We start from the raw sequence: 21,996 nt of genomic DNA, 5'->3' as shown, positions 1-21,996 counted from the left end.
TTTCCTGATAATGATTCTCAGAATCATACACTTTCTATTCTACCTACCACGTCAAAAGACTGTCAACCATTATTTTGAAATACGAATTCATACAAAACGCTATCTTATGGACATAAAAAAAGAAGAGTAATCTGTTCACTCTTCTTTTTCTTACTTATTTAACTTTGCTTCAATTTTTATAATTAATTCGTCTTCTGTTGGAGCCGCAACTGGACGATTATTTACAAACGCGAATGATTTTTTACGACCAGGACCACAGTAAGACTGACATGCAACCTCGATCGTTGCACATGAATCTACTTTTTTTAACTTCGGAATCAACGTTTTAACGTTCGTTGCCTGACAATCATCACACACACGAAATTCGTTTCCCATTATATATAACACTTCCTCTATTTTAAACTTTTCACAAGTACATTTAAAAATAAACACTAAATGGTATTTTACCGCTCTTTGAAGCTTGTTGCAAGTCTCCGGGCGTAGCTCTATTCCTATATAAAGCTACCTATTTTTTATATTTTCTCCTTCAAAAGCTTTCATCATTCATAGCCACATTTCTTCTCTTCATTGAAATCTACCATATTTTTAAAAGCTTTGTATAAAAGCTCATTTTTTTGCCCATTATAAAAATAGGAAGTTCATAAAAAGAAAGGGAGTTGAATCTATGAAAGTAAGACAAGATGCTTGGACAGACGAGGACGATTTATTACTTGCTGAAACGGTGCTTCGCCATGTTCGAGAAGGAAGTACTCAATTAAATGCTTTTGAAGAAGTAGGAGATCAGTTAAATCGCACATCTGCTGCTTGTGGTTTCCGCTGGAATGCTGTTGTTCGCTATAGCTATGAACAAGCTCTTCAACTAGCAAAAAAACATCGTAAAGATAAAATGCGTGCTGCGGGCGGTGAACAGACAAAAAAACGTTTGCTTTACACACCACCAGCTTCAGCGGCGGCGATAACTGATTATGAAGAATACGTACCGTATGAAACAGCTGTTCAATATACAGAAGCTACTCCATATCAAGAGCCGACTGTCCCTGCTCCAAAAAGCTCAATAACAATGCAAGATGTTATTTACTTTTTACAAACAGTTGGATCTTCAAATATAAAAGTAACAGCTCTTGAAAACGAGAATACGAGATTGAAACAAGAAATTAAAATGCAAATTCTGCGAAATGAAGAGCTAGAAAAGAAACTAGAAAAATTAGAACAACAATCTCATACTGTACAAGAGGATTACGAAACGCTTATGAATATTATGAACCGTGCTCGTAAATTAGCAGTAATGGATGATGAGGAACGCTCGCAAACATCTTTCCGCATGGATCGAAACGGTAATTTAGAAAAAATTGCAGAATAAGAAGGATGCATGCAATGCATCCTTTTTATTCTTTCACCTCTAAACTTTCCCTTTATATATGGGAAAACCCCTTTCTACATTTTTTGCTATAATAGAGATTGTCATTTTAAAAATAAGGGGTTAGTTATATGAGCAATTCCCGTTCGATTTTATCTCAGCCAGAGTGGCGTATTGTGGATCAGTCTAGTTTAGGACCAACATTTCATGCACTTCAGTCATTCGCAATGGATGACACGTTATGCACAAGTATCGGAAAAGGCCAATCCGCTGCAACAATGCGTTCTTGGGTTCATCACAATACAATTGTTCTTGGCATTCAAGATTCACGTCTCCCACATTTAGAAGAAGGTATTTCCTTTTTAAAAGAAAACGACTTCAATGTTATCGTTCGTAATTCTGGTGGACTTGCTGTTGTACTTGATGAAGGTGTTTTAAACGTATCACTTTTATTCCAAGAAACAGAAAAGGGTATCGATATCGACCTTGGATACGATACGATGTGGCATTTAATTAAGGAAATGTTAAAAGATTACGATGTTACTATCGAGGCAAAAGAAATTGTTGGTTCTTATTGTCCTGGTAGCTACGATTTGAGCATTCGCGATCAAAAATTTGCTGGTATTTCTCAGCGTCGTATTCGCGGAGGCGTTGCTGTACAAATTTACTTATGTGCGACAGGAAGCGGATCTGAGCGTGCCGCACTCGTTCGTGATTTTTACAACGTAGCAATTCAAGGCGAAGAAACAAGATTTACGTATCCCGAAATTGTACCGAGTACGATGGCTTCACTATCTGAATTACTTGGCGAAACAATTACAGTGCGAGATTTAATGATGCGCCTTTTAAAAACGTTGCAACAATTCACTCCAAAGTTAACACCATCTCAGCTGACAGTAGATGAAGTTCCTTTATATGAGACGAATTTACAACGTATTATTGACCGTAATAATAAGGCACTTGGTTTAGAAAAATAGAAACCAAAAAGACCACCCTCATTTCAAAAGAAATAGGATGGTCTTTTTTCATATTAATTCGTTATAGAATTAAAGTGCTTGAGCTGCTGTAATTAAAGCTAACTTGTACACTTCTTCTTCGTTACATCCACGAGATAGATCATTTACAGGCATGTTTAAACCTTGTAAGATTGGTCCTACTGCTTCGAAGTTACCTAAGCGTTGAGCGATTTTGTAGCCGATATTACCAGCTTCTAGGCTTGGGAATACGAATACGTTAGCATCACCTTTAATTGTAGAACCTGGAGCTTTCTTCTCAGCTACAGATGGTACGAATGCAGCATCGAATTGGAATTCTCCATCTAAAGTTAATTCAGGAGCCATTTCTTTCGCAATGCGAGTTGCTTCTACAACTTTTTCTGTTTCTGGAGATTTCGCAGAACCTTTTGTAGAGAAGCTTAACATAGCAACGCGTGGGTCAATGCCGAATAGTTCAGCAGTTTTCGCACTTTCGATACCAATTTCAGCTAAATCTTGGCTGTTTGGTGCAATGTTAATTGCGCAATCAGCGAATACATACTTCTCTTCTTCACGTACCATGATGAATACGCCTGAAGTTTTTGTAACGCCTGGTTTTGTTTTAATAATTTGAAGTGCTGGACGAACTGTATCAGCTGTAGAGTGAGCTGCACCACTTACTAAACCTTGTGCTTTGCCCATGTATACAAGCATTGTACCGAAGTAGTTTTCGTCTTTAAGAATTTTACGAGCATCTTCTTCTGTTGCTTTACCTTTACGGCGTTCAACGAAAGATGCTACCATTGCATCCATCTCTTCGTATGTAGCTGGATCGTAAATATCAACGCCTGCTAATGTTAAGTTCATGCTAGCAGCTTTTGCGCTAATTTCTTCTTTATTACCAACTAAAATTGGTTTTACTAACTCTTCTTTTGCTAAACGCTCTGCAGCGCCTAAAATTCTTTCATCAGTTCCTTCAGGAAGTACGATAGAAATGCCTTTTCCTTGAACTTGTTCTTTTACTGTTGTAAATAAGTTGCTCACGAATAAACCCTCCTACATATGTTAAAAAACTCTATCTTTAAGAATACTGCTTTTCCTCTATATTTTAAACTTATAGCTCCCAAAAAATAGATAAAATGAAAATAATTATATTTTCATAAAATTCAGCATATAAATAAAACCCCTTTAAGCCCTATCTCCTCCTATTTTCAAGTGAATTTAAATGTGACAATTTTATGCGCTGAAACTTTATGTAGATGTTTTTAATCCTATATATGCTATAGTTAACGTGTAAAATATCATTAACTGAGGTGAATAGAATGAGTGAAGCAACAACAACGTTAGATGGCTGGTATTGTTTACATGATTTACGTTCTATTGATTGGGCAGCATGGAAAACATTATCTAGTGACGAACGCGGACAAGCAGTGTCTGAATTTTTAAATGTCGTTGAAAAATGGAACGAAGTAGCTACTGCAAAAAAAGGCAGTCATGCAATGTATACAGTTGTTGGTCAAAAAGCAGATATTATGCTTATGATCTTACGTCCAACAATGGAAGAGTTAAATGAAATCGAAACAGAATTAAATAAAACAACATTAGCTGAATATTTAGTTCCTGCATATTCTTACGTATCTGTTGTTGAACTAAGCAACTACCTTCCAGCTGATGAAGATCCATACCAAAACCCACAAATCTTAGCTCGCTTATATCCTGAGTTACCAAAAGCAAATCATATTTGCTTCTATCCAATGGACAAGCGTCGCCAAGGTGATGACAACTGGTACATGCTTCCTATGGAAGAACGTAAAAAAATGATGTACAGTCACAGTAAAATCGGTCGCCAATACGCAGGGAAAGTACGCCAAGTAATTTCAGGATCAGTCGGATTCGACGATTTCGAGTGGGGCGTAACATTATTCGCTGACGATGTTCTTCAATTTAAGAAGCTTATATATGAAATGCGCTTCGATGAAGTAAGTGCCCGTTACGGTGAATTCGGTACATTCTTCGTTGGGAACATTTTACCAGACGAAAAAGTAGAGAAATTTTTACACATATAATAATGAAAAAGGAACGAATTTCGTTCCTTTTTTTATTATCCTCTATATTTACCCACAAAAAACTTCTTTTCTATGCAAATTTGAACAAAAATCGACAAATTCTTTTCAATTTCCTTACAAAATTGTAACCTTTCTATATCCAAATTTATGCTAAAATGGTACGAGCTATATGCTAATAACGATGCGAAGGTGATAATGTATATGAAGAAAATCTTGTCTATTTTACTAGTGTCTCTATTGTCAATTTCTTCCTTAGGAGTAACAACATCCCATGCAGAAGAAAAAATACATATAGAGGCAGCTGCTGCACTGCTATTTGATGCGGATACAGGAAAAATACTGCATGAACAAAATCCAGATGAATTACTAGCTATCGCTAGTATGTCAAAATTAATTGTTATTTATGCCGTATTAGAAGCAATTAAAGAAGGAAAAATCACTTGGGATACGAAAGTAACTATTTCTGATTACGCTTATGAAGTTTCACGTAATAATGAATTCTCTAACGTGCCGTTCGAAAAGGGACGTCAATATACTGTAAGAGAATTATACCATTCTATCGTTATCTTCTCTGCAAATGGATCTAGTATTGCTTTAGCAGAATTACTTGCAGGAAGTGAAAAGAACTTCTTAAATCTCGCAAATGAACATGCGAAAAAACTAGGGTTAAAGAAATATAAATTTGTAAACGCTACTGGGTTAAATAACGCTGATTTAAAAGGAAAACATCCTGAAGGAACTGATCCGAATGGAGAAAACTCCATGTCAGCTCGCGATATGGGTATTCTTTCAAAAACAATTATTACAAAGTATCCAGAAATGCTAGAGGATACAAAACAAAGATTTAGAAACTTCCCAGATAATCATCCAAAACCAATTCGTATGGAAAATTGGAACTGGATGTTACCAGGTGCTGCTTTCTCTTATGAAGGAGCAGATGGTTTAAAAACAGGAAGCTCTGATACCGCTGGGTATGGTTTTACCATTACAGCAAAACGCGGTGATTTACGTCTTATTTCTGTTATTATTAAAACGAAATCAATGGACGAACGTTTCACAGAATCTCGCGCATTAATTGAGTATGGATTTAATAACTTCGAAAAACAGAAATTAAAAATAGATAAAAACAACAAAATTTCTGTAGTAAAAGGAAAAGAAGACTACGTAACAGTTGCACCAGAAAAAGAAGTGACAGTAGTTACTGCAAAAGGTAGCAAATCACCTTACAAAATTTCTACTGAAGCAGATAAATCACTTGCTGAAGATGGGCATTTAGTTGCTCCTATTAAGAAAGATGCAAAGGTAGGTTCAATCGTCTTAGAACCATCTGATAAATATGGTTTCTTAGACGGAAATAAAAGTATAAAAGTTACTGCAAAAACGACTGCAGAAGTAGAAAAAGCAAATTGGTTCGTATTAACAATGCGTTCAATTGGCGATTTCTTCTCAAATTTATGGTCTAAAGTATTTTAATGATGAAAAGCTAGCTCACGCTAGCTTTTTTTATTTTCCCCTCTAGATGTAAAACTTCGTTTGGTTGTCATATCTGCGTCCTTTTTCTCATACGTATGAACTAGTAATTGTTCCACACTTCATCTAAGAAAAACCTCTTTCCAAAGGGTATTCCAAAAAGAGAGGTGACACATAATGGGTGTTATCGCACATACAGAAGAAGATGTAAAGTTATTAGCTAGACTCATGCGTGCTGAAGCTGAAGGAGAAGGACAACAAGGCATGCTAATGGTTGGAAATGTCGGTGTAAATCGTGTCCGCGGAAATTGTTTAGATTTTAAAAAAGTACGGAACTTACGTCAGATGGTTTATCAAAATCCTGGTGGTTTTGAAGCTACTCAAAAAGGGTATTTTTATCAACGAGCAAGAGAACAAGATATTGCCTTAGCCCGTCGAACAATTCAAGGGCAACGTTTTTGGCCTGCAAATTTCGCTTTATGGTTTTTTAGACCTGAAGGTCCTTGCCCACCAACTTGGTATAACCAGCAAAACTCTGGACGTTTTAAAAAGCACTGCTTCTTCCAACCATCCGGGGAGGATTGTCCAAGCGTATATTAAGGAATGAAAATGAGGAGGGATTTTTGAATGACACAGCAACAAAACCCGTACTACGGAACAGGTTTTTATCAACCATCTGGAACTTATGTGCAACCGCAACAAATGACCGCGCAGCAACAGCAACAACAGCAAGCGATGCAACAACAAGCTGCTCAGGCTCAACTTGCAGTTTCTCAAGGTATGTTACCACTAGAGCAATCGTATATTGAAAACATCCTTCGTTTAAATAAAGGTAAGCCAGCTACAGTTGTAATGACTTATGAACGCGGTAGTTCGCTTGGTACACAATCTTATACAGGGATCATCGAGGCAGCTGGCCGTGATCATATCGTAATTAGTGAGCCGAAATCTGGAAAACGCTTTTTACTACTAATGATTTATTTAGATTATGTAGAATTTCCAGGAGAAATTACGTATTTACCTGGTCAACAAGCAACTTATGCTCCAAGACCATAAAAAAAAAGCTGGCGAATGCCAGCTTTTGTTTTTTATAACCCTTTTACAACTGCAGTTCCGACTAAAATCCACGCCACAATAAACGCTACACCACCAAGGGGTGTAATTGGACCAAAGAATTTAATACCTGTTGTACTTAATGCATAAAGACTGCCTGAGAACATAATAATCCCAGCTACCATAAGCCAACCCGCAGTGCTTAAAAGTGATGATTGCATTTTGTCCATTAATAGAGCAACTACGAATAAGCCACCTGCATGAAACATTTGATATGTAACGCCTGTCTTCCACACTTCTAACATTTTTGCAGAAATTTTATTTTCTAAACCATGTGCTCCAAAAGCCCCTAATGCAACAGATAGCCCCGCTGCAATACAACCTAGTAAAAAGAAAATTTTCATCTTAATTCCCCTTTTTATTTTTATCATAAGCAATTTTCACATATAATCCAAACGATTTAATCCCTAAAAATCAAATAAAGAATTACCATTTGCACCTTCTTCTTTTATATACACAGGTTCTCCAGAAACTGGCATAACCGGTTGAACTGTTGTTATAGGCTGAGATCCGATTATTTGTGATTGAACTTGTGGTTCTCTATACGTAGAAGGCTCAACTTGTTCATCTAATAATAAATCACATAATGCACGCACAACTAATAAATGCTCTTTTGATTTTTGTCCTTCACTACTTTTTGCCTTTGCAATTTCACTCGCCATTTTATTTAAAACCTTATCGCTAGATACTTGCATTCCTTGTCACCTCTTACTTTGTAGTTCTTTCTCAAATTGCCTCAGTTTCTCCACTGAACCAAATACTATTATCATATCATGTTCTTGCAGTTTTTCCTGCCCCGTTGGATTATGGATAATATCCCCATCTCTTAAAATCGCTAAAATTGTTACACCAAATTGATTTCTCACATTACTCTCTAATAACGATTTACTAGCTAAGTTAGAATCTTTACCAACTTGAATTTCTTCAATTACAAATGATTGCTCTATTCTATACAATACTGTATCAATATAATGCACTGTTAACGGATTCGCAATATCCAACCGTTAATACCGTAATCATCGTCATCCAAAATGCTTGAAACAGGCTAATCTCTTCAATTGTCATAAATCATAGCATTCCTAGAATTACAACAAAAGTCATACATATAATCGCTATCCATAATTGCTTCCGTACATTCATATTATGTTTCAACTCTTTTCTCTATCTACAATCTTTGCCAGAGGAAATGAAATACGTATATACTAGAAAACGGAATCTATGAAAGAGGTTGATATAATGAAGCTATTTCTTTCTGCCTTACAATGGGCACTATTTATTTTAGCTGGAAGTCTTATTGTACCAATTAGTGTCGCAACTAGTTACGGCCTTGATGGCACTGAAGCTATCGCGTTTGTACAAAGAACATTATTTGTTCTCGGTTTTGCCGGCCTACTGCAAGCTATATTCGGTCATAAACTTCCTATTCAAGAAGGTCCCGCAGGCCTTTGGTGGGGAATTTTCTCCCTATATGCAAGTTTAGGCGTCGTATTATTTGGATCAAGCAATGAAACACTTAAGGTCCTTCAGTACGCTTTCCTACTAAGCGGAATTATTTGTATTATTCTTAGTGTTTTTGGACTTATTGATAAACTAGTTCGCTACTTTACACCGACAGTAATTGGAACGTATTTATTCCTTTTGGTCGCACAACTTAGTGGCTCCTTCTTAAAAGGCATGTTTGGCCTTGATGGACAACATACAGAAGTACAGCCAAAGGTATTTATTCTTTCACTCGTTGTTATTTTACTATCTTTTTTCATTATGAAGCTATCTATTATTGGACAATATTCCGTTCTTTTCAGTATCGTCTGCGGCTGGATATTATTTGCGTGCTTCGGATTATCTAATCCAGTAACACCTGTAACAGATATAATTCGTCTTCCATCTCTGTTTGTTTTCGGAATGCCTCGCATTGAATGGAACATGGCAATTACGGTAGTTTTCGTCACACTACTACTTCTAACAAATATGTTAGCAAGTATTCGCGTTGTACAAAAGGTTGTTTCTAAGTATGAAGAAAATGCTCCAGATCGCTTCAAACAAGCTGGCATTATAACAGGAATAAATCAATTGCTAGGCGGTCTATTTTCAGCCATTGGCCCTGTTGCCATTTCTGGATCCGCAGGGTTTATTGCAACAACAAATATTTATAAGCGCCTTCCATTTATGTTAGGGTCAAGCTTTATCATTCTTGTTAGTATATTCCCAAAGATTACTTCATTCTTTGCAGCCATCCCCATTGCAGTTGGGTATGCTGCAATTTATCCTGTATTTGCAAGCATGATTGGTCTAGCTTTCCGCGAATATGACACTGTACAAAATAAAGAACAATTATTTAAAGTAGCAGGTCTTTCAATCTTTACAGGAGTCGGCGTTATGTTCGTTCCAGCAGGAGCGTTTTCTACGCTACCACCATTTTTAGCATCATTTTTAAGTAACGGTCTTGTTCTTGGATCTGTAATGGCTATCTTGCTGGAAATATTATTTTCTCGTTCGCACGAAAAACAACCATCGTAAATTGGAAAACTTCCATTATTGCACTCTATCTTTAGAGTTGTTACGATAATGATAAAGTGAAACTTTAATCAGTGGGGGGGTGTTCATCCCCACTGATTATTAGCCCGCACCAATCGGGCATTTACGGGCAGTGGATCCCCCATCTAACTTCGTTGCTCCAGCTAAATTTTGAGTTGGGAGTCTTACTGCCCGCAAATAGCGGTATAAATTATCATGGGCAACACGCTCATGATAATTTATACTAACAATGCAGAACTTCTCCTAGTTTCATGCAAAGAAGTTCGATGTCTTACTATATATTCCCCACTATCTTCATAAAAATTTATTTCTATTTCAACAAAGAAAGGAATTTTCTATATGACTTATAAAATGATTGTTTTAGATTTAGATGATACTTTATTACGCGACGACCATACAATTTCACCTCGTACGAAAGAGGCTTTAATGACAGCACAAGAGCAAGGAGTTAAAGTTGTACTTGCTTCTGGGCGCCCAACGTTTGGTATGCGCAATGTTGCAAAAGAACTTCGTTTAGAGGAATACGGTAGCTTCATTCTATCTTTTAACGGCGCAAAAATTATTAACTGTAAAACAAATGAAGAAATCTTCAGTAGCACGCTATCTCCTGAAATCGTTCACAACCTATTTGAAATTAGTAAAACTGAAGATGTATGGATTCATACTTATATTGGCGATGATATCGTAACAGAAGAAAATAATCCTTATACTAAAATTGAGGGCGAAATTACTGGTATGCCAATTATTGAAGTAGATGATTTTAAAACTGCTGTTAAAGAGCCTGTAGTAAAAGTATTAATGAATAAAGAAGCTGAACGCCTTGTTGAAGTAGAAAAGAAACTACAAAAACAACTAGAAGGTCAATTAAGTGTTATGCGCTCTAAACCATTCTTCTTAGAATTTACTGAACATGGTGTTACGAAAGGAACGAGCTTAAACCAATTAATCCAAAAACTTGGTATTAAACGCGAAGAAGTTATCGCAATGGGCGATAGCTATAACGATCAAGCGATGATTGAATTTGCTGGTCTTGGCGTTGCGATGGGCAATGCACCAGATGATATTAAAGAAATTGCAAACTATGTAACAGATACAAATATGAACGATGGCGTTGCTAAAGTTGTAGAGAAATTTGTACTAAAAAGCAAAGCGCTTGTTTAATATTTTCATTCATAAAACCTATTTGAAGTCAAATACTTCAAATAGGTTTTTATTTAAATTGCAATGCTTTTGTGACTATATTTTGAACTTTGCACTATTCTCGTAGTGTAAACTTTCTTTTTGTATATAATTAAACAAAATAGACTATTTCATTTTGAAAAAGAATACAAATTTACTATATACAAGCATACATTAAAGGAGGCTACTTCATGTTATCTACACCAATCGGAAGATTAAGAGCAATCGGCTTAATTGAGGGGATTTCTTTCCTATTACTATTATTTGTAGCAATGCCATTAAAATATTTTGCAGGGTTTGCAACAGCTGTTAAAATTACAGGTATGGCTCATGGCGTTTTATTTATTCTATTCATCTTTGCGGTAATTCAAGTAACAATCGTACACCGTAAAACAATTTTATGGGCACTTGGTGCACTTGTTGCATCAGTTATCCCATTTGGTACTTTTGTACTAGATGCAAAACTAAAAAATGAACAGTAATAGTAAAAAGGTAGTTAACAATCGTTAGCTACCTTTTTTGCGTTTATATATTCGGAATTTGCCAATCGATTTCTTTTTCATCCATGTTAGATAAAATCTCATTTACTTTAGAGTACGGCTTACTTCCAAAGAAACCACGTCTTGCTGATAATGGACTTGGATGTACGGACTCAATAATATAATGATTCGTATTCGTAATTAACTTTTTCTTCGCCTGAGCATGGCGTCCCCATAATATGAAAACAACTGGCTTTTCACGTTCATTTAATAGCTCAATTACGCGATCTGTGAAATGCTCCCATCCTTTTCCTTTATGAGAATTCGCCTCACCTTGACGAACCGTTAACACAGTATTTAATAGTAAAACCCCTTGCTCCGCCCATTTTACTAAATAACCATTATTCGGAATTTCATAACCGTATTCATCTCGAAGTTCTTTGTACATATTTAGCAATGATGGCGGTGTTTTAATACCAGGTTGTACCGAAAAGCTTAAACCATGTGCTTGATTCGGTCCATGATATGGGTCTTGTCCTAAAATAACAACCTTTGTATTTTCATAACTTGTATACTCTAGAGCGTTAAAAATATCTTCTTTCTTTGGATAAATCACATGCTCCTCATACTCTTCTTTTAAAAAGTTAGCTAAAGCTTGATAGTATTCTTTCTCAAATTCTGGCCCAAGTAATGGTCCCCAATCATTCTGCAAAATGTTTTCCATGCCTTCACTTCCTATCCAATTAATTCACCATATCCTGCCTTGTAAATACTACAAATGAAATGATAAGGGAAACTACTGCCCAAACCGTTAAATTCATTAAAGAAAATCCCATCGATAATCCTTGTAATGCAGGCAGTTTTCCTGATAAATAATCCGTTAGCGATAAGTTGACACTAAAAATGTATTTCGCCCCTTCCCAAGACGTTGCGAATGAACTTAAAATGCCGCCTGCGATTAACGCAGCTAACATAACGCCCATTCCAGCTGGTGTATTCCGAATTAAAACAGAAACCATAAATGATATAGTTCCAACCACAATAGCAACAAACCAAGCTAGTCCGTACGCCATTAAAATGTATTGCCACTGCGGAATAAGGTGTACAAAGTTTGTATTTAACGTTTCCTTATCAATGACGAATCCTGTTAACACAGGTAAATTCCATCCAGAGTATCCAAATACAAGCCCTGATAATGCGTAAGCAAACAAACCGACAAGAAGCAATATGAGCGAAATGAAAAATAACATCGTCACATATTTACTAAGGAGTATTTTCCAGCGCCGAATTGGCCTCGTCAGAAGCATTTTCATCGTACCATCGCTTCGTTCTCCTGAAACAATATCAATGGCGACAATCATAACGAGCAATGGAATAAATAACGTTATTCCTTGTTCAATAAACGCCCTCACAAATGTCGGTGCTCCTGGCGCTGTCGGATTAATATTATGATCTAAATAATATTGTTGTTGTTCCACTCTTACTTTTAACCAATCCCGCCATTCTTCTGGCAATCTAGAATTGTTCAAGCGGTTTTGTGAATCAACAATTTGTTGCTGTAATGATACTTTCCAATCGGTCGTACCAAGCCTTTTTTGCGTCGTTTCTATTTCACGATACTGAGCATACACAAAAAGTGGAATCAAGATTGCTAAAATAAGCATGACAACAACAATTCGTTTCTTACGATAAATCTTTTCTGATTCATTTAAAACTAGATTCGCAAATTCACGCATATTGCTCACCCCTTGTGAGTTCAATAAATAAATCTTCTAGCGTAAATACAAGCTCTTTGACGCTATGTACATCTATCCCGTTTTCTACAAAGTGCTTATTCCAAACATTAATAGACGCAACATCCATACGACATAATAAACGCTCATCTTCTACACTAACTTCCTCTATCTCTTCAGCAGCGTCTAACATGTCTTTCGCTTTGGAAATCGGTGTAACGACCCATTCCACACGATCACTCGCTGTTTTGATCAACTCTTCAATAGGTGCAACTGTTATCATTTTTCCTTTATGAATAATAGCAACACGGTCGCATATCAGTTGCACTTCACTTAATAAGTGACTCGAAATAAATACACTCATATTTTCTTCTTTTACAAGCTTATGTATAAATTCCCTAAGCTCTCTAATCCCAGCTGGATCTAAACCATTCGTCGGTTCATCTAATATGAGCAATTTCGGGTTTCCAAGTAGCGCCTGTGCAATTCCAAGGCGCTGCTTCATACCAAGGGAATATGTTTTTACCTTATCGTGAATACGCTCATCTAAATGAACCATTTTTGCAATTTCAACAATACGTTCATCTGATATATCACCAAGCATGCGCGCAAATTGCTTTAAGTTTTCCCATCCCGTTAAATATGTATAAAGCTCTGGGTTTTCAACGATACTTCCAATTTGACGCATCGCTTCTCTGAAATTTTCCTTAATAGAATAACCACCGATAGAAATAGTACCTTCTGTCGCTTTAATCAGTCCGACTAACATTCGAATTGTTGTCGTTTTCCCGGCTCCGTTCGGTCCTAAAAAGCCAAACACTTCTCCTTGTTTTACATCAAATGAAATGTCCTCTACAAGAGTCTTCTTTCCAATTACCTTCTTCAAGTCTCGTACAGAAAGTATCGTCGTCATTTTACCCCTCCTTGCTCTAGTTTTAATTTACTTACAACATTTTGGACTAAACGCTCCGCCATATATGTGTAACCTACTTCATTCGGATGAAAATGATCTGAGTATAATAAATCTTTCCCACGATTTTGGAATAAATCAAATGTCGGTGTAATATATACGTTTTTATCATTTAATGCTAACTTCTCTAAAGAAGCGTTCCAATCAACAACAATATTTGATGAACCTCTCAAATCTTCTACATCTTCAAAAGGATTGTATAATCCTAACCAAAAAATAGGGCTATCTGTGTTTAATTTACGAATTTCTTCTATAATTTTCTTCGCTTCATTTTGAAACGTTTCCGTATCAGGACGATACGTCTCTAAATCTATCTTTCCGAGCGATTCCCATCCTGGGAACAAATCATTTCCTCCAATTGTTAAAACAATTACATCTGCTTGCTTAATTGAATATTGAGCTCCGCTGCTTTCGATTTGTTTTAACAAATCGGGCATTTTCGCACCACTAACTGCCAAATTGCTTAGTGCAACTTTTTGTTTATAATCTTTTTGTAAATTCTCTTTCATTCGTCCAATATAGCCAATTCCTTCTTTATCACCAACGCCGCGCGTTAACGAATCACCTAAACTAACTACTTGTAACGTTCCTGTTTTCTTTTTCTCTTTTTCCACTACGTCAGTCTTCGTAATTAATTTTGAAGCTTTCGGATTTAATACATCATTTACACCCGAAACAAAACCATATGCAAATAAACAGAAAGACGCAATTGTAATGAGTAGAATTACTTTTACTAATTTTGATCTCATATCAAAACCCCTTTTAGCCCCTATAGATTGTCCATAATTATACCAAACGAATTTTCGAAAAGCGATTTTCACACCTTCTCTATTATGTCGTTTCCCTATCTACCAAATTTGGTAATAACTCTACATGTTTCACATCTATTTCCTCATCATTAATCTTTTCATATAATAATTCAAATGCCTTTACACCAACATTTTTACTGGAATGCGAAATCGTCGTAATACCTAATATATTTGCCACCTCTTGATCATCACATCCGATAATCGTAATATCCTCTGGGATACGAATTCCTTGTTTTTTCGCCTCCGTTACCATTCCTGCAGCAATATGATTGCAAGATACAAGAAAAGCCGTCGGTTTTACAGACATACGAGCCCATTCCCTGACTACATTGCGCCCATCTTCCATCGTAAAACAGCCCTTAAACTTCCAGGCATCTAACGGTGTTACAACAATCTGTTGAAGTGAATCCTCATACGCTTTTTTTCGCCTCTGGCTATTAATACTATTACTTCTTCCAATGCAATATCCGATACGTGTATGACCAGCATCTATTAAGCTTTTCATCCCGCGCAAAAATACTTTGTAGTAATCAATATGTACACTCGAAATGAATTTCGAATCTATTTCTTCACACATCACAATTGGACCAAACTTCGTATACTCTTCAAGCTTTTCCTTACTATTTGTCCGTGAACATATAATTACTCCATCAAGCTTTTTCATTTTTAGCATATGTAAAATTTCAAGCTCTTTTTCTTCGCTATAATTTGTCTGGCAAAGCATCATATTATAATTGTTCTTTGCGGTTTCCTTTGATATCCCCCCAATAATGGCACTGTAATATTGATCATTTACGTGCGGCAATAAAACGCCAATTACATTCGTTTTTCCTTTCACTAAATGAATCGCATTCACATTTTGCGTATAATTTAATTCTTCAATAATCGCTAAAATCTCTTTTCGTTTCTGTTCATTCACATACGGATGATTATTGAGTACACGTGAAACAGTTGAAACAGATACCCCAGCAAGTTCAGCAATCTTTCTTATATTAGTCATCTCATTCTCCCCTTCCCCTCAAAAATTCCCGCTTGACCTGGTAAGCTTTCCACAGTATATCCTTTCTTAGCAAATACATTTTGAAAGGATATACAACTATGCTTCGATTCAAACTAGAATATATATTTTTCATTGGCGGTTTACTCATTCTCGCCATCGGTATTAATATGATGACGACAATTACTTCCTTTGGACTTAGCCCTTATGATTCCTTCTTTATTGCACTATATCAAAATTTTGGGATAAGTATTGGTTTTTGGATTTTCATGATTAACTTTGTTTTTACCCTGATCGTACTCTTTTGGGACAAAAAACAAATTACAATCGGCACAATTGTCACAATGATTCTTATTTCTCTTTTAGTTGATTGGGTTGGTTCTATTACGACTATTATGGATGCTATCCGCTCTCTTCCAAAATATATAACACTTGTTTGCGGAAATCTATTCGTCGGAGCCGGAATTGGTCTTTACGTCTCTACTAACCTTTGCGCAGCACCTCAAGAGGCTTTCGTTTTAACTGTTGCTGAGAAAAAGAAATGGACATTTAGAAGAACAGAAATTTCATTAGCTTTTTTATTTTTAACATTAAGCTTCTTATTAGATGGGCCAATCTATTTTGGAACAATTATCTTATCCTTTACAACAGGTTGGATTATTCAAGCTTTTATTCAAGTTGGTACGCAGATTTTAAATAGAAAAAAACCTATTAAGCAAGCCGCTTAATAGGTTTTTTCGTTTTATTAGAAGGGATACTACTTAGCATCTCCTTCAATTCGATAATTTGCTTTCACACAATCTATTTCTTCATACGATTGCAATGTATGTAGAATGTACTCATAATCCGCAAGAGAAGCACGATGCGTTACAATTACGATTTCTGCTTTCCCTTTCTCTTCAAGTGGCATTTGAATGATCTTTTCAAAACTAACACCGCGTTCAGAGAACAATGATGTAATTTTTGCAAATACACCAATTTCGTCTTTCACATGAAGTCTTAAAAACTTTTTCACAATAATTTCATCTGGCTCTTTTAGTACCTTTTGATATTGCGGGACTACAGCACTATTTCCGTTTACACCTAACCTAATATTTTGCATTACAGCAACTAGATCTGACACAACAGCTGTCGCTGTCGGTAAGCTTCCTGCTCCCGGACCATAAAACATCGTTTCTCCTACCGCTTCACCATACACATACACAGCATTATATTCATTTTGTACTGCCGCAAGAGGATGTGCATTTGGAAGTAACGTTGGTTCAACTGTAACCTCTAATTTTTCACCATCTCTTTTTGCAAGACCAATTAATTTAATTGTATAGCCTAAGCTCTTACTATATTCAATATCTTCTGCTGTAATAGAAGTAATCCCTTTTACCTTCACATCTCCAAGCTCTACATTTGTAGAGAAACCGAGAGTAGCCAAAATCGTCATTTTTCTTGCTGCATCTAAACCTTCTACGTCTGATGTTGGATCTGCTTCTGCAAATCCAAGCTGCTGAGCTTCTTTTAACACGTCGTTATATGCTCTCCCTTCGTCTGACATTTTCGTCAAAATAAAATTTGTCGTTCCATTTACAATTCCCATTACTTTCGTAATAAGATCTGAAGAAAGTCCTTCTACGATGCTTCGTAAAATCGGAATTCCTCCCGCTACACTTGCTTCATAAAATAGATCAGCCTTATTATCCTTTGCTACCGCTAATAATTCCGCTCCGTGTAACGCCATTAAATCTTTATTTGCAGTCACAACGTGCTTCCCACTTTGTAAAGCTTGTAAAATATATGCTTTTGCATCATCAATGCCACCCATCACTTCGATGACAACATCAATATTAGGATTATCTAAAATTTCATTCACATCTTGTGTTAATAGAGTAGAAGGCACGTCGACCTCTCTCTCTTTCTCAATGTTTTGCACCAATACTTTCGTTACTTTCACTGGACAACCTACTTGGTGTATAAGTCGTTCTTGATGATCTGTAATAATACGAACTACACCACTACCAACTGTCCCAAGACCTAATAACCCCACTTGAATTTCTTTCATAATACTGTCCACCCCTCAAAAATTGTGTTTAGATGAATTATATAGACGAAAAATCTGAAAAACAATGAATTTAGAACATTCGGAAAAATAAAGGCTAATCTTTACAAGGAAAACGCTACCACGTGTTACACAATCATTTACAATACATAAGGGGTTTCTTGATACACGTAATAATTCAACCAATTAGAGAATAATAAATTCCCGTGACTCCTCCACCTAACAAGTGGCTTCTCATTTGGATTATTATGTTTAAAATAATTTTTTGGCACATCAATATTTAACCCTTTTTGGCAGTCCCGTTCGTATTCTTGCTTTAACGTATCACAACTGTATTCACTATGTCCGAGTGCGAAAACTTGCCTTCCATCTTGCCCAATAGCAAGATGAACACCTGCTTCTTCAGAATTGGCTAATAACGTTAATTCTTTCACCTTTTCAATATCACTCTCTCTTACTTCTGTATGACGAGAATGCGGAGCAAAAAACACTTCATCAAACCCTTGTAACAATTTCACATGTTGCTCGCGAACCTCATGTTCAAATACACCAAACATTTTTTCCGCAAGAGGATACTTCGGCACACCATAGTGATAATACAAACCTGCTTGTGCCCCCCAGCAAATATGAAGCGTAGATGTTACATTCGTTTTTGAATACTCCATAATATGTTCAAGCTCTTCCCAATAATCTACCTCTTCAAAAGAAAGAGTTTCAACTGGTGCTCCTGTAATAATGAGTCCATCAAATTTTTCATCCTCAATATCACGAAATGTTTTATAGAAGCTCGTTAAATGGTCCTGCGCTACATTGCGAGACAGATGCGATTCCATATGAAGTAAATGTACATCTAATTGCAACGGCGTATTTCCAATTAAACGAAGTAATTGCGCCTCTGTTTCTTGCTTTGTAGGCATTAAATTTAATATAGCAATTTTCAAAGCACGTATATCTTGTGTTACTGCTCGCTCCTTCGTCATTACAAAAATATTTTCCTTCTGCAATACTTTGCGAGCTGGTAAATCTTTATCAATTATGATCGGCATGTTGTTTGCCTCCGACTAGCGCCGCTTCTAAATCTGCAATAATATCAGAAACATCTTCTATACCGACCGATAAACGGATTAAATCAGATGTAACGCCAGCTAAACGCTGATTTTCTGCGCTTAATTGTCTGTGCGTCGTACTAGCAGGATGTATTACACAAGTTCTTGCATCAGCTACATGCGTTACAAGAGTTGCAAGCTTTACATTTGCGATAAATTCTTTCGCTGCTTCTAATCCGCCCTTAATACCAAATGTTAAAACTCCACTAGCACCTTTTTTCAAATACTTTTGTGCTAACGAGTAATTTTCATTACTATCTAACCCTGGATAATTCACCCACTCAATACGATCATGATTAGCAAGCCACTTAGCAACTTCGAGAGCATTTTCACTATGACGCTCCATTCGTAAATGCAATGTTTCCAGGCCAATGTTGCTAATATATGCATTGAATGGGCTCATACAGTTTCCGTAGTCTCTTAATAACTGAACGCGTGCTTTCACAATATACGCTGCTGCTCCAAAATTTTGAACATAGCTTACGCCATGATAACTCGGGTCAGGTTCGACAAGCTCAGGGTATTTTCCATTTGTCCAATCGAAGTTCCCTCCATCTATTACAATCCCACCTAGAGAACTTGCATGGCCATCAATATATTTCGTTGTAGAATGGACAATGATATTTGCCCCATGTTCAAACGCCTGGCATAAATAAGGCGTCGCCAATGTATTATCAACGATAAAAGGTACTTCTAATTCTTTTGCTGCCGCTGAAAGTTCTTTGAAATTCAAAACGTTCATTGCTGGATTTCCTAACGACTCTGCATAAACGAGTTTTGTCTTATCATTAGCAAGTGCCGCAATTTCATCTGCCGTTAAATTAGGATTAAAGAACGTAACATCTATGCCCAGCTTTCGCAAACTCACTCCAAATAAATTAAACGTTCCTCCGTAAACAGTTGAAGAACAAAGTAAATGGTCTCCACTACTGCAAATATTTAAAACCGCAAGCATAATGGCTGCCTGCCCAGAAGCTGTTGCAACAGCCCCTACACCGCCTTCTAAATCTGATAACTTCTGCTCAAATGCAGCTAGAGTAGGATTTCCAATACGCGTATATATATATCCTTCTGCCTCTAAATTAAATAGTGCTGCTAAATCATCTGACGTATCGTATTTATACGTTGTACTTTGATAAAGCGGCAAAACACGCGGCTCACCATTTTTTGGCGTATAGCCGCCTTGCACACAAATCGTTCCTTTCCCCCATGATTCTCCCATCTCTCATTCTCCTTTCTTTTATCCCGCTATTTGCGGTCAGTAAGACTCCCACCTCAAAATTCGGCGAATGCGAGGAAGTTAGGCGGGAGATAACTACCTGATTGGTGTGGGCTAATAATCCGCGGGGGAGGGACAAAACCCCCACTGATTAAAGTTTCACTTTATGCAAAATAAAAAACTGCCCCTTTCCTGAAAACAAGAAAGGAGCAGTTTGAAAACACGCTCTAAAGGATCTTTCTTATCTCTCAGGATTATTACCTGCAGGATTTGGCACAATTCCGTTATACGGCTGTTGCCAAGGTTTCATCGGGCCTGTCCCTCCACCTTTTCTTGATAAGACTATGCAATTACCGTTGATTTTATAGCAATAATTTCCTGATGTCAAATAGTTTTTCTGAATGTTCTAAATTAAATGCAAGAAATTTAATACAAACAATAAAAGAAATATATTCCATATTCATTTGAAAAAGACCTTTTAAAAACTCCAATCCATATATAGAATTAAATAAGTGGTTTAACCGCGTTGGTTTCAAATTTTCATGAGATCCCAATATATTGAATAAGCCACCCCCTCAAAAAGATACTATATATATATTCAATTCACACTAGCATATTTAATCCTTTCTACATGAAAATTTACATAACGGAGGTACAACATGACAAATAAAAAGGACATGCACCATATACTCGTCCTATATGGCATTCTTTTAGGCTCTATAGTCGGAGTCACGGTCTGGTCATTTTTAGTCACAATAAATATCGGAATTCACTTTATTTGGGGATACTTACCTACTCTTTTCTCTTCTCCCCCTTATTACACCATTTGTGTAACAATCATCGGTGGTATCCTCGTTGGTTTAACACAAAAATACTTCGGTACATATCCACGTCTTATGCCGGAAGTGATGGCTGAATATAAAAAAACAGGTAGAATTGAATACCGTTTTGTACATAAAGCTACTTTAACTGCGATTATCGTTTTAATATTTGGAGCTAGTTTAGGACCAGAAGCTGCACTTGTTGGAATTATCGGTGGACTCTGTACATGGGTAGGAGATCGCTTTAAATTTGCTTTAAAGGGAATGAATGAACTAACAGAGGTTGGAATTGGTGCCACTTTAAGTGTTATTTTTAATGCACCATTATTCGGTTATTTAGCTCCGAATGAAAATGAGGATAAGCAAATTAATGAATTTTCAAAAGGAAAAAAAGCAATCGTATATTTAGCTACCACTTTTGCTGGTTTTTCCGTTTATTTATTGCTTAGTAAACTCGATAATCGTGGATCCTTTATTGTTGATTTTGGGGAAGGGTCTCTTGCTCTTAATGAATGGATCGCCTTTCTACCACTTGCTAGCATTGGTGCTATAGTTGGTTTCTTTTATTTCAAATTAGAATTCACATTAGAGAAATTAATCCACCCCTTCAGGGAATACAAGGTATCACTTGGAATTATAGGCGGTATTTTATTAGGGGTTACAGGAACTTTTCTCCCGTACACGTTATTTTCAGGGGAACATCAATTAAAAGATTTAGTTGTTGAATGGAGCCATTTATCCTTCTGGGTACTACTTCTTTCAGGAATTTTAAAATTATGTATTACTGCCGTTTGTTTAAATACGGGTTGGCGCGGCGGACATATTTTCCCAATTATATTTGCTGGATCAAGTATCGGATATGCTATAGCTTCTATTATCCCTATAGATCCAATAGCTTCTGTAGCCATCGTCACGACAGCTATTTCAAGCTATTCATTAAGAAAACCAATAGCTATAACATTACTATTACTCATGTTTTTCCCGCTCAATTTATTATTACCGATGCTCGGGGCAGCAGCGATTGGGAATGCATTTCCGCTTCCTAAAAACAATGAAGCTACAAACTAATACATACAGGCAGTAGGGACAAAAGTTCCACTGCCTGTTTTTATCCCGCT

The 21,996-nt window shown here is 36.5% G+C and carries 24 protein-coding genes, 1 pseudogene and 1 riboswitch; of the genes and pseudogenes, 11 read left to right on the top strand and 14 right to left on the bottom strand.

Annotated elements, in window-relative coordinates:
* Window positions 1-150 precede the first annotated feature (150 nt).
* Window positions 151-375, bottom strand: coding sequence for a YuzB family protein (locus ABH957_RS09700; protein WP_002089811.1), 225 nt, complete (start codon window positions 373-375; stop codon window positions 151-153).
* Window positions 376-664: 289 nt separating this feature from the next.
* Between ABH957_RS09700 and ABH957_RS09695 the strand changes: the two genes are divergently transcribed.
* Window positions 665-1,360 carry an RsfA family transcriptional regulator gene (locus tag ABH957_RS09695; protein ID WP_404511074.1) on the top strand — a complete coding sequence of 232 codons (696 nt, stop codon included), beginning with the start codon at window positions 665-667 and terminating at the stop codon, window positions 1,358-1,360.
* 128 nt (window positions 1,361-1,488) lie between these two features.
* Window positions 1,489-2,334, top strand: coding sequence for an octanoyl-[GcvH]:protein N-octanoyltransferase (gene lipL, locus ABH957_RS09690; RefSeq protein ID WP_002089815.1), 846 nt, complete (start codon window positions 1,489-1,491; stop codon window positions 2,332-2,334).
* A 69-nt stretch (window positions 2,335-2,403) separates the two neighbouring features.
* Here lipL and pta read toward each other — a convergent pair whose 3' ends face one another.
* Window positions 2,404-3,375, bottom strand: a complete 972-nt coding sequence (gene pta, locus ABH957_RS09685) for a phosphate acetyltransferase (protein ID WP_219300788.1) — start codon at window positions 3,373-3,375, stop codon at window positions 2,404-2,406.
* A gap of 278 nt (window positions 3,376-3,653) precedes the next feature.
* Between pta and hemQ the strand changes: the two genes are divergently transcribed.
* The 4 genes from hemQ (at window position 3,654) to gerQ (ending at window position 6,923) form a co-directional block, all read left to right on the top strand.
* On the top strand, window positions 3,654-4,397 hold the full coding sequence (gene hemQ / locus ABH957_RS09680) for a hydrogen peroxide-dependent heme synthase (protein ID WP_001287592.1): 744 nt from the start codon (window positions 3,654-3,656) through the stop codon (window positions 4,395-4,397).
* Window positions 4,398-4,592: 195 nt separating this feature from the next.
* A complete protein-coding gene (locus ABH957_RS09675; RefSeq protein WP_404454827.1) occupies window positions 4,593-5,870 on the top strand; it encodes a serine hydrolase in 1,278 nt (425 codons plus the stop codon).
* 174 nt (window positions 5,871-6,044) lie between these two features.
* Window positions 6,045-6,467 (top strand): cell wall hydrolase CwlJ, encoded by a 423-nt coding sequence (cwlJ, locus tag ABH957_RS09670; RefSeq protein ID WP_002089824.1) that lies wholly within the window; start codon window positions 6,045-6,047, stop codon window positions 6,465-6,467.
* A 27-nt stretch (window positions 6,468-6,494) separates the two neighbouring features.
* Entirely contained in the window at window positions 6,495-6,923 is a 429-nt protein-coding gene (gene gerQ, locus ABH957_RS09665) for a spore coat protein GerQ (protein WP_002184497.1), read from the top strand.
* 32 nt (window positions 6,924-6,955) lie between these two features.
* On the opposite strand, the gene ABH957_RS09660 is transcribed toward gerQ, so the two are convergent.
* The 4 genes and pseudogenes from ABH957_RS09660 to ABH957_RS09645 all read right to left on the bottom strand — a co-directional run bounded on the left by ABH957_RS09660 (window position 6,956) and on the right by ABH957_RS09645 (window position 8,045).
* Window positions 6,956-7,324 (bottom strand): DUF423 domain-containing protein, encoded by a 369-nt coding sequence (locus tag ABH957_RS09660; RefSeq protein WP_002016371.1) that lies wholly within the window; start codon window positions 7,322-7,324, stop codon window positions 6,956-6,958.
* Between the two features lie 63 nt (window positions 7,325-7,387).
* A complete protein-coding gene (locus ABH957_RS09655; RefSeq protein WP_001198367.1) occupies window positions 7,388-7,675 on the bottom strand; it encodes a YwdI family protein in 288 nt (95 codons plus the stop codon).
* Between the two features lie 6 nt (window positions 7,676-7,681).
* Window positions 7,682-7,975: pseudogene (locus tag ABH957_RS09650) on the bottom strand (cation:proton antiporter regulatory subunit); the annotation flags it as partial.
* Window positions 7,944-8,045 carry an ion channel gene (locus tag ABH957_RS09645; RefSeq protein WP_002130114.1) on the bottom strand — a complete coding sequence of 34 codons (102 nt, stop codon included), beginning with the start codon at window positions 8,043-8,045 and terminating at the stop codon, window positions 7,944-7,946. The pseudogene ABH957_RS09650 and the gene ABH957_RS09645, both read right to left, overlap by 32 nt.
* A gap of 171 nt (window positions 8,046-8,216) precedes the next feature.
* Here ABH957_RS09645 and ABH957_RS09640 point away from each other — a divergent pair, with 171 nt between their 5' ends.
* The 3 genes from ABH957_RS09640 to ABH957_RS09630 all read left to right on the top strand — a co-directional run bounded on the left by ABH957_RS09640 (window position 8,217) and on the right by ABH957_RS09630 (window position 11,176).
* Window positions 8,217-9,497 (top strand): purine/pyrimidine permease, encoded by a 1,281-nt coding sequence (locus ABH957_RS09640; RefSeq protein WP_404454830.1) that lies wholly within the window; start codon window positions 8,217-8,219, stop codon window positions 9,495-9,497.
* 357 nt (window positions 9,498-9,854) lie between these two features.
* Window positions 9,855-10,676 (top strand): Cof-type HAD-IIB family hydrolase, encoded by an 822-nt coding sequence (locus tag ABH957_RS09635; RefSeq protein WP_002068608.1) that lies wholly within the window; start codon window positions 9,855-9,857, stop codon window positions 10,674-10,676.
* Between the two features lie 209 nt (window positions 10,677-10,885).
* Window positions 10,886-11,176, top strand: a complete 291-nt coding sequence (locus ABH957_RS09630) for a DUF3817 domain-containing protein (protein WP_002144657.1) — start codon at window positions 10,886-10,888, stop codon at window positions 11,174-11,176.
* Between the two features lie 43 nt (window positions 11,177-11,219).
* Here ABH957_RS09630 and ABH957_RS09625 read toward each other — a convergent pair whose 3' ends face one another.
* The 5 genes from ABH957_RS09625 to ABH957_RS09605 are packed head-to-tail and all read right to left on the bottom strand — an operon-like array spanning window position 11,220 to window position 15,685.
* A complete protein-coding gene (locus ABH957_RS09625; protein WP_404511072.1) occupies window positions 11,220-11,897 on the bottom strand; it encodes a uracil-DNA glycosylase in 678 nt (225 codons plus the stop codon).
* 19 nt (window positions 11,898-11,916) lie between these two features.
* A complete protein-coding gene (locus tag ABH957_RS09620; RefSeq protein WP_002138969.1) occupies window positions 11,917-12,909 on the bottom strand; it encodes an ABC transporter permease in 993 nt (330 codons plus the stop codon).
* Window positions 12,902-13,819: an ABC transporter ATP-binding protein gene (locus tag ABH957_RS09615; RefSeq protein WP_404511070.1), complete on the bottom strand. Its 918-nt coding sequence runs from the start codon at window positions 13,817-13,819 to the stop codon at window positions 12,902-12,904. The genes ABH957_RS09620 and ABH957_RS09615 overlap by 8 nt, the downstream gene beginning before the upstream one ends.
* Window positions 13,816-14,697: an SGNH/GDSL hydrolase family protein gene (locus tag ABH957_RS09610; protein ID WP_113936155.1), complete on the bottom strand. Its 882-nt coding sequence runs from the start codon at window positions 14,695-14,697 to the stop codon at window positions 13,816-13,818. The genes ABH957_RS09615 and ABH957_RS09610 overlap by 4 nt, the downstream gene beginning before the upstream one ends.
* A 10-nt stretch (window positions 14,698-14,707) precedes the next feature.
* Window positions 14,708-15,685, bottom strand: a complete 978-nt coding sequence (locus ABH957_RS09605) for a LacI family DNA-binding transcriptional regulator (RefSeq protein WP_404511067.1) — start codon at window positions 15,683-15,685, stop codon at window positions 14,708-14,710.
* Between the two features lie 98 nt (window positions 15,686-15,783).
* On the opposite strand from ABH957_RS09605, the gene ABH957_RS09600 reads away from it, so the two are divergent.
* The gene (locus ABH957_RS09600) at window positions 15,784-16,410 is read left to right on the top strand and encodes a YczE/YyaS/YitT family protein (RefSeq protein WP_404511065.1); all 627 of its coding nucleotides are present in this window, start codon (window positions 15,784-15,786) and stop codon (window positions 16,408-16,410) included.
* Between the two features lie 29 nt (window positions 16,411-16,439).
* Here ABH957_RS09600 and ABH957_RS09595 read toward each other — a convergent pair whose 3' ends face one another.
* From ABH957_RS09595 to ABH957_RS09585, 3 genes are all read right to left on the bottom strand, one after another.
* Entirely contained in the window at window positions 16,440-17,735 is a 1,296-nt protein-coding gene (locus ABH957_RS09595) for a homoserine dehydrogenase (RefSeq protein ID WP_404511063.1), read from the bottom strand.
* A gap of 137 nt (window positions 17,736-17,872) precedes the next feature.
* Complete coding sequence (gene metA, locus ABH957_RS09590) at window positions 17,873-18,778, bottom strand: homoserine O-acetyltransferase MetA (RefSeq protein WP_404511061.1); 906 nt, start codon at window positions 18,776-18,778, stop codon at window positions 17,873-17,875.
* Window positions 18,762-20,060, bottom strand: coding sequence for a bifunctional O-acetylhomoserine aminocarboxypropyltransferase/cysteine synthase (locus ABH957_RS09585; RefSeq protein ID WP_002068601.1), 1,299 nt, complete (start codon window positions 20,058-20,060; stop codon window positions 18,762-18,764). The genes metA and ABH957_RS09585 overlap by 17 nt, the downstream gene beginning before the upstream one ends.
* 235 nt (window positions 20,061-20,295) lie before the next feature.
* Window positions 20,296-20,400: riboswitch (SAM riboswitch) on the bottom strand.
* Between the two features lie 316 nt (window positions 20,401-20,716).
* Here ABH957_RS09585 and ABH957_RS09580 point away from each other — a divergent pair.
* A complete protein-coding gene (locus tag ABH957_RS09580; protein WP_404511059.1) occupies window positions 20,717-21,946 on the top strand; it encodes a chloride channel protein in 1,230 nt (409 codons plus the stop codon).
* The last annotated feature ends 50 nt before the right edge of the window (window positions 21,947-21,996 follow it).

It is taken from the genome of Bacillus sp. RC242, from assembly GCF_044908245.1.
GTDB classification, from domain to species: Bacteria; Bacillota; Bacilli; order Bacillales; family Bacillaceae_G; genus Bacillus_A; species Bacillus_A mycoides.
Note: the sequence above shows the minus strand (reverse complement) of the source record. Positions and strands in the feature narration are given on the sequence as shown.

What these genes read in the sequence shown, in the direction of transcription:
- gerQ (WP_002184497.1), top strand. Translation starts at nt 6,495, where the DNA reads ATGACACAGCAACAAAACCCGTACTACGGAACAGGTTTTTATCAACCA.
- ABH957_RS09635 (WP_002068608.1), top strand. Translation starts at nt 9,855, where the DNA reads ATGACTTATAAAATGATTGTTTTAGATTTAGATGATACTTTATTACGC.
- ABH957_RS09595 (WP_404511063.1), bottom strand. Translation starts at nt 17,735, where the DNA reads ATGAAAGAAATTCAAGTGGGGTTATTAGGTCTTGGGACAGTTGGTAGT.
- ABH957_RS09645 (WP_002130114.1), bottom strand. Translation starts at nt 8,045, where the DNA reads ATGACAATTGAAGAGATTAGCCTGTTTCAAGCATTTTGGATGACGATG.
- ABH957_RS09695 (WP_404511074.1), top strand. Translation starts at nt 665, where the DNA reads ATGAAAGTAAGACAAGATGCTTGGACAGACGAGGACGATTTATTACTT.
- ABH957_RS09660 (WP_002016371.1), bottom strand. Translation starts at nt 7,324, where the DNA reads ATGAAAATTTTCTTTTTACTAGGTTGTATTGCAGCGGGGCTATCTGTT.
- ABH957_RS09615 (WP_404511070.1), bottom strand. Translation starts at nt 13,819, where the DNA reads ATGACGACGATACTTTCTGTACGAGACTTGAAGAAGGTAATTGGAAAG.
- ABH957_RS09675 (WP_404454827.1), top strand. Translation starts at nt 4,593, where the DNA reads ATGTATATGAAGAAAATCTTGTCTATTTTACTAGTGTCTCTATTGTCA.
- ABH957_RS09630 (WP_002144657.1), top strand. Translation starts at nt 10,886, where the DNA reads ATGTTATCTACACCAATCGGAAGATTAAGAGCAATCGGCTTAATTGAG.
- ABH957_RS09620 (WP_002138969.1), bottom strand. Translation starts at nt 12,909, where the DNA reads ATGCGTGAATTTGCGAATCTAGTTTTAAATGAATCAGAAAAGATTTAT.
- ABH957_RS09640 (WP_404454830.1), top strand. Translation starts at nt 8,217, where the DNA reads ATGAAGCTATTTCTTTCTGCCTTACAATGGGCACTATTTATTTTAGCT.
- ABH957_RS09580 (WP_404511059.1), top strand. Translation starts at nt 20,717, where the DNA reads ATGACAAATAAAAAGGACATGCACCATATACTCGTCCTATATGGCATT.
- cwlJ (WP_002089824.1), top strand. Translation starts at nt 6,045, where the DNA reads ATGGGTGTTATCGCACATACAGAAGAAGATGTAAAGTTATTAGCTAGA.
- ABH957_RS09655 (WP_001198367.1), bottom strand. Translation starts at nt 7,675, where the DNA reads ATGCAAGTATCTAGCGATAAGGTTTTAAATAAAATGGCGAGTGAAATT.
- lipL (WP_002089815.1), top strand. Translation starts at nt 1,489, where the DNA reads ATGAGCAATTCCCGTTCGATTTTATCTCAGCCAGAGTGGCGTATTGTG.
- metA (WP_404511061.1), bottom strand. Translation starts at nt 18,778, where the DNA reads ATGCCGATCATAATTGATAAAGATTTACCAGCTCGCAAAGTATTGCAG.
- ABH957_RS09625 (WP_404511072.1), bottom strand. Translation starts at nt 11,897, where the DNA reads ATGGAAAACATTTTGCAGAATGATTGGGGACCATTACTTGGGCCAGAA.
- ABH957_RS09585 (WP_002068601.1), bottom strand. Translation starts at nt 20,060, where the DNA reads ATGGGAGAATCATGGGGGAAAGGAACGATTTGTGTGCAAGGCGGCTAT.
- ABH957_RS09605 (WP_404511067.1), bottom strand. Translation starts at nt 15,685, where the DNA reads ATGACTAATATAAGAAAGATTGCTGAACTTGCTGGGGTATCTGTTTCA.
- ABH957_RS09700 (WP_002089811.1), bottom strand. Translation starts at nt 375, where the DNA reads ATGGGAAACGAATTTCGTGTGTGTGATGATTGTCAGGCAACGAACGTT.
- ABH957_RS09600 (WP_404511065.1), top strand. Translation starts at nt 15,784, where the DNA reads ATGCTTCGATTCAAACTAGAATATATATTTTTCATTGGCGGTTTACTC.
- hemQ (WP_001287592.1), top strand. Translation starts at nt 3,654, where the DNA reads ATGAGTGAAGCAACAACAACGTTAGATGGCTGGTATTGTTTACATGAT.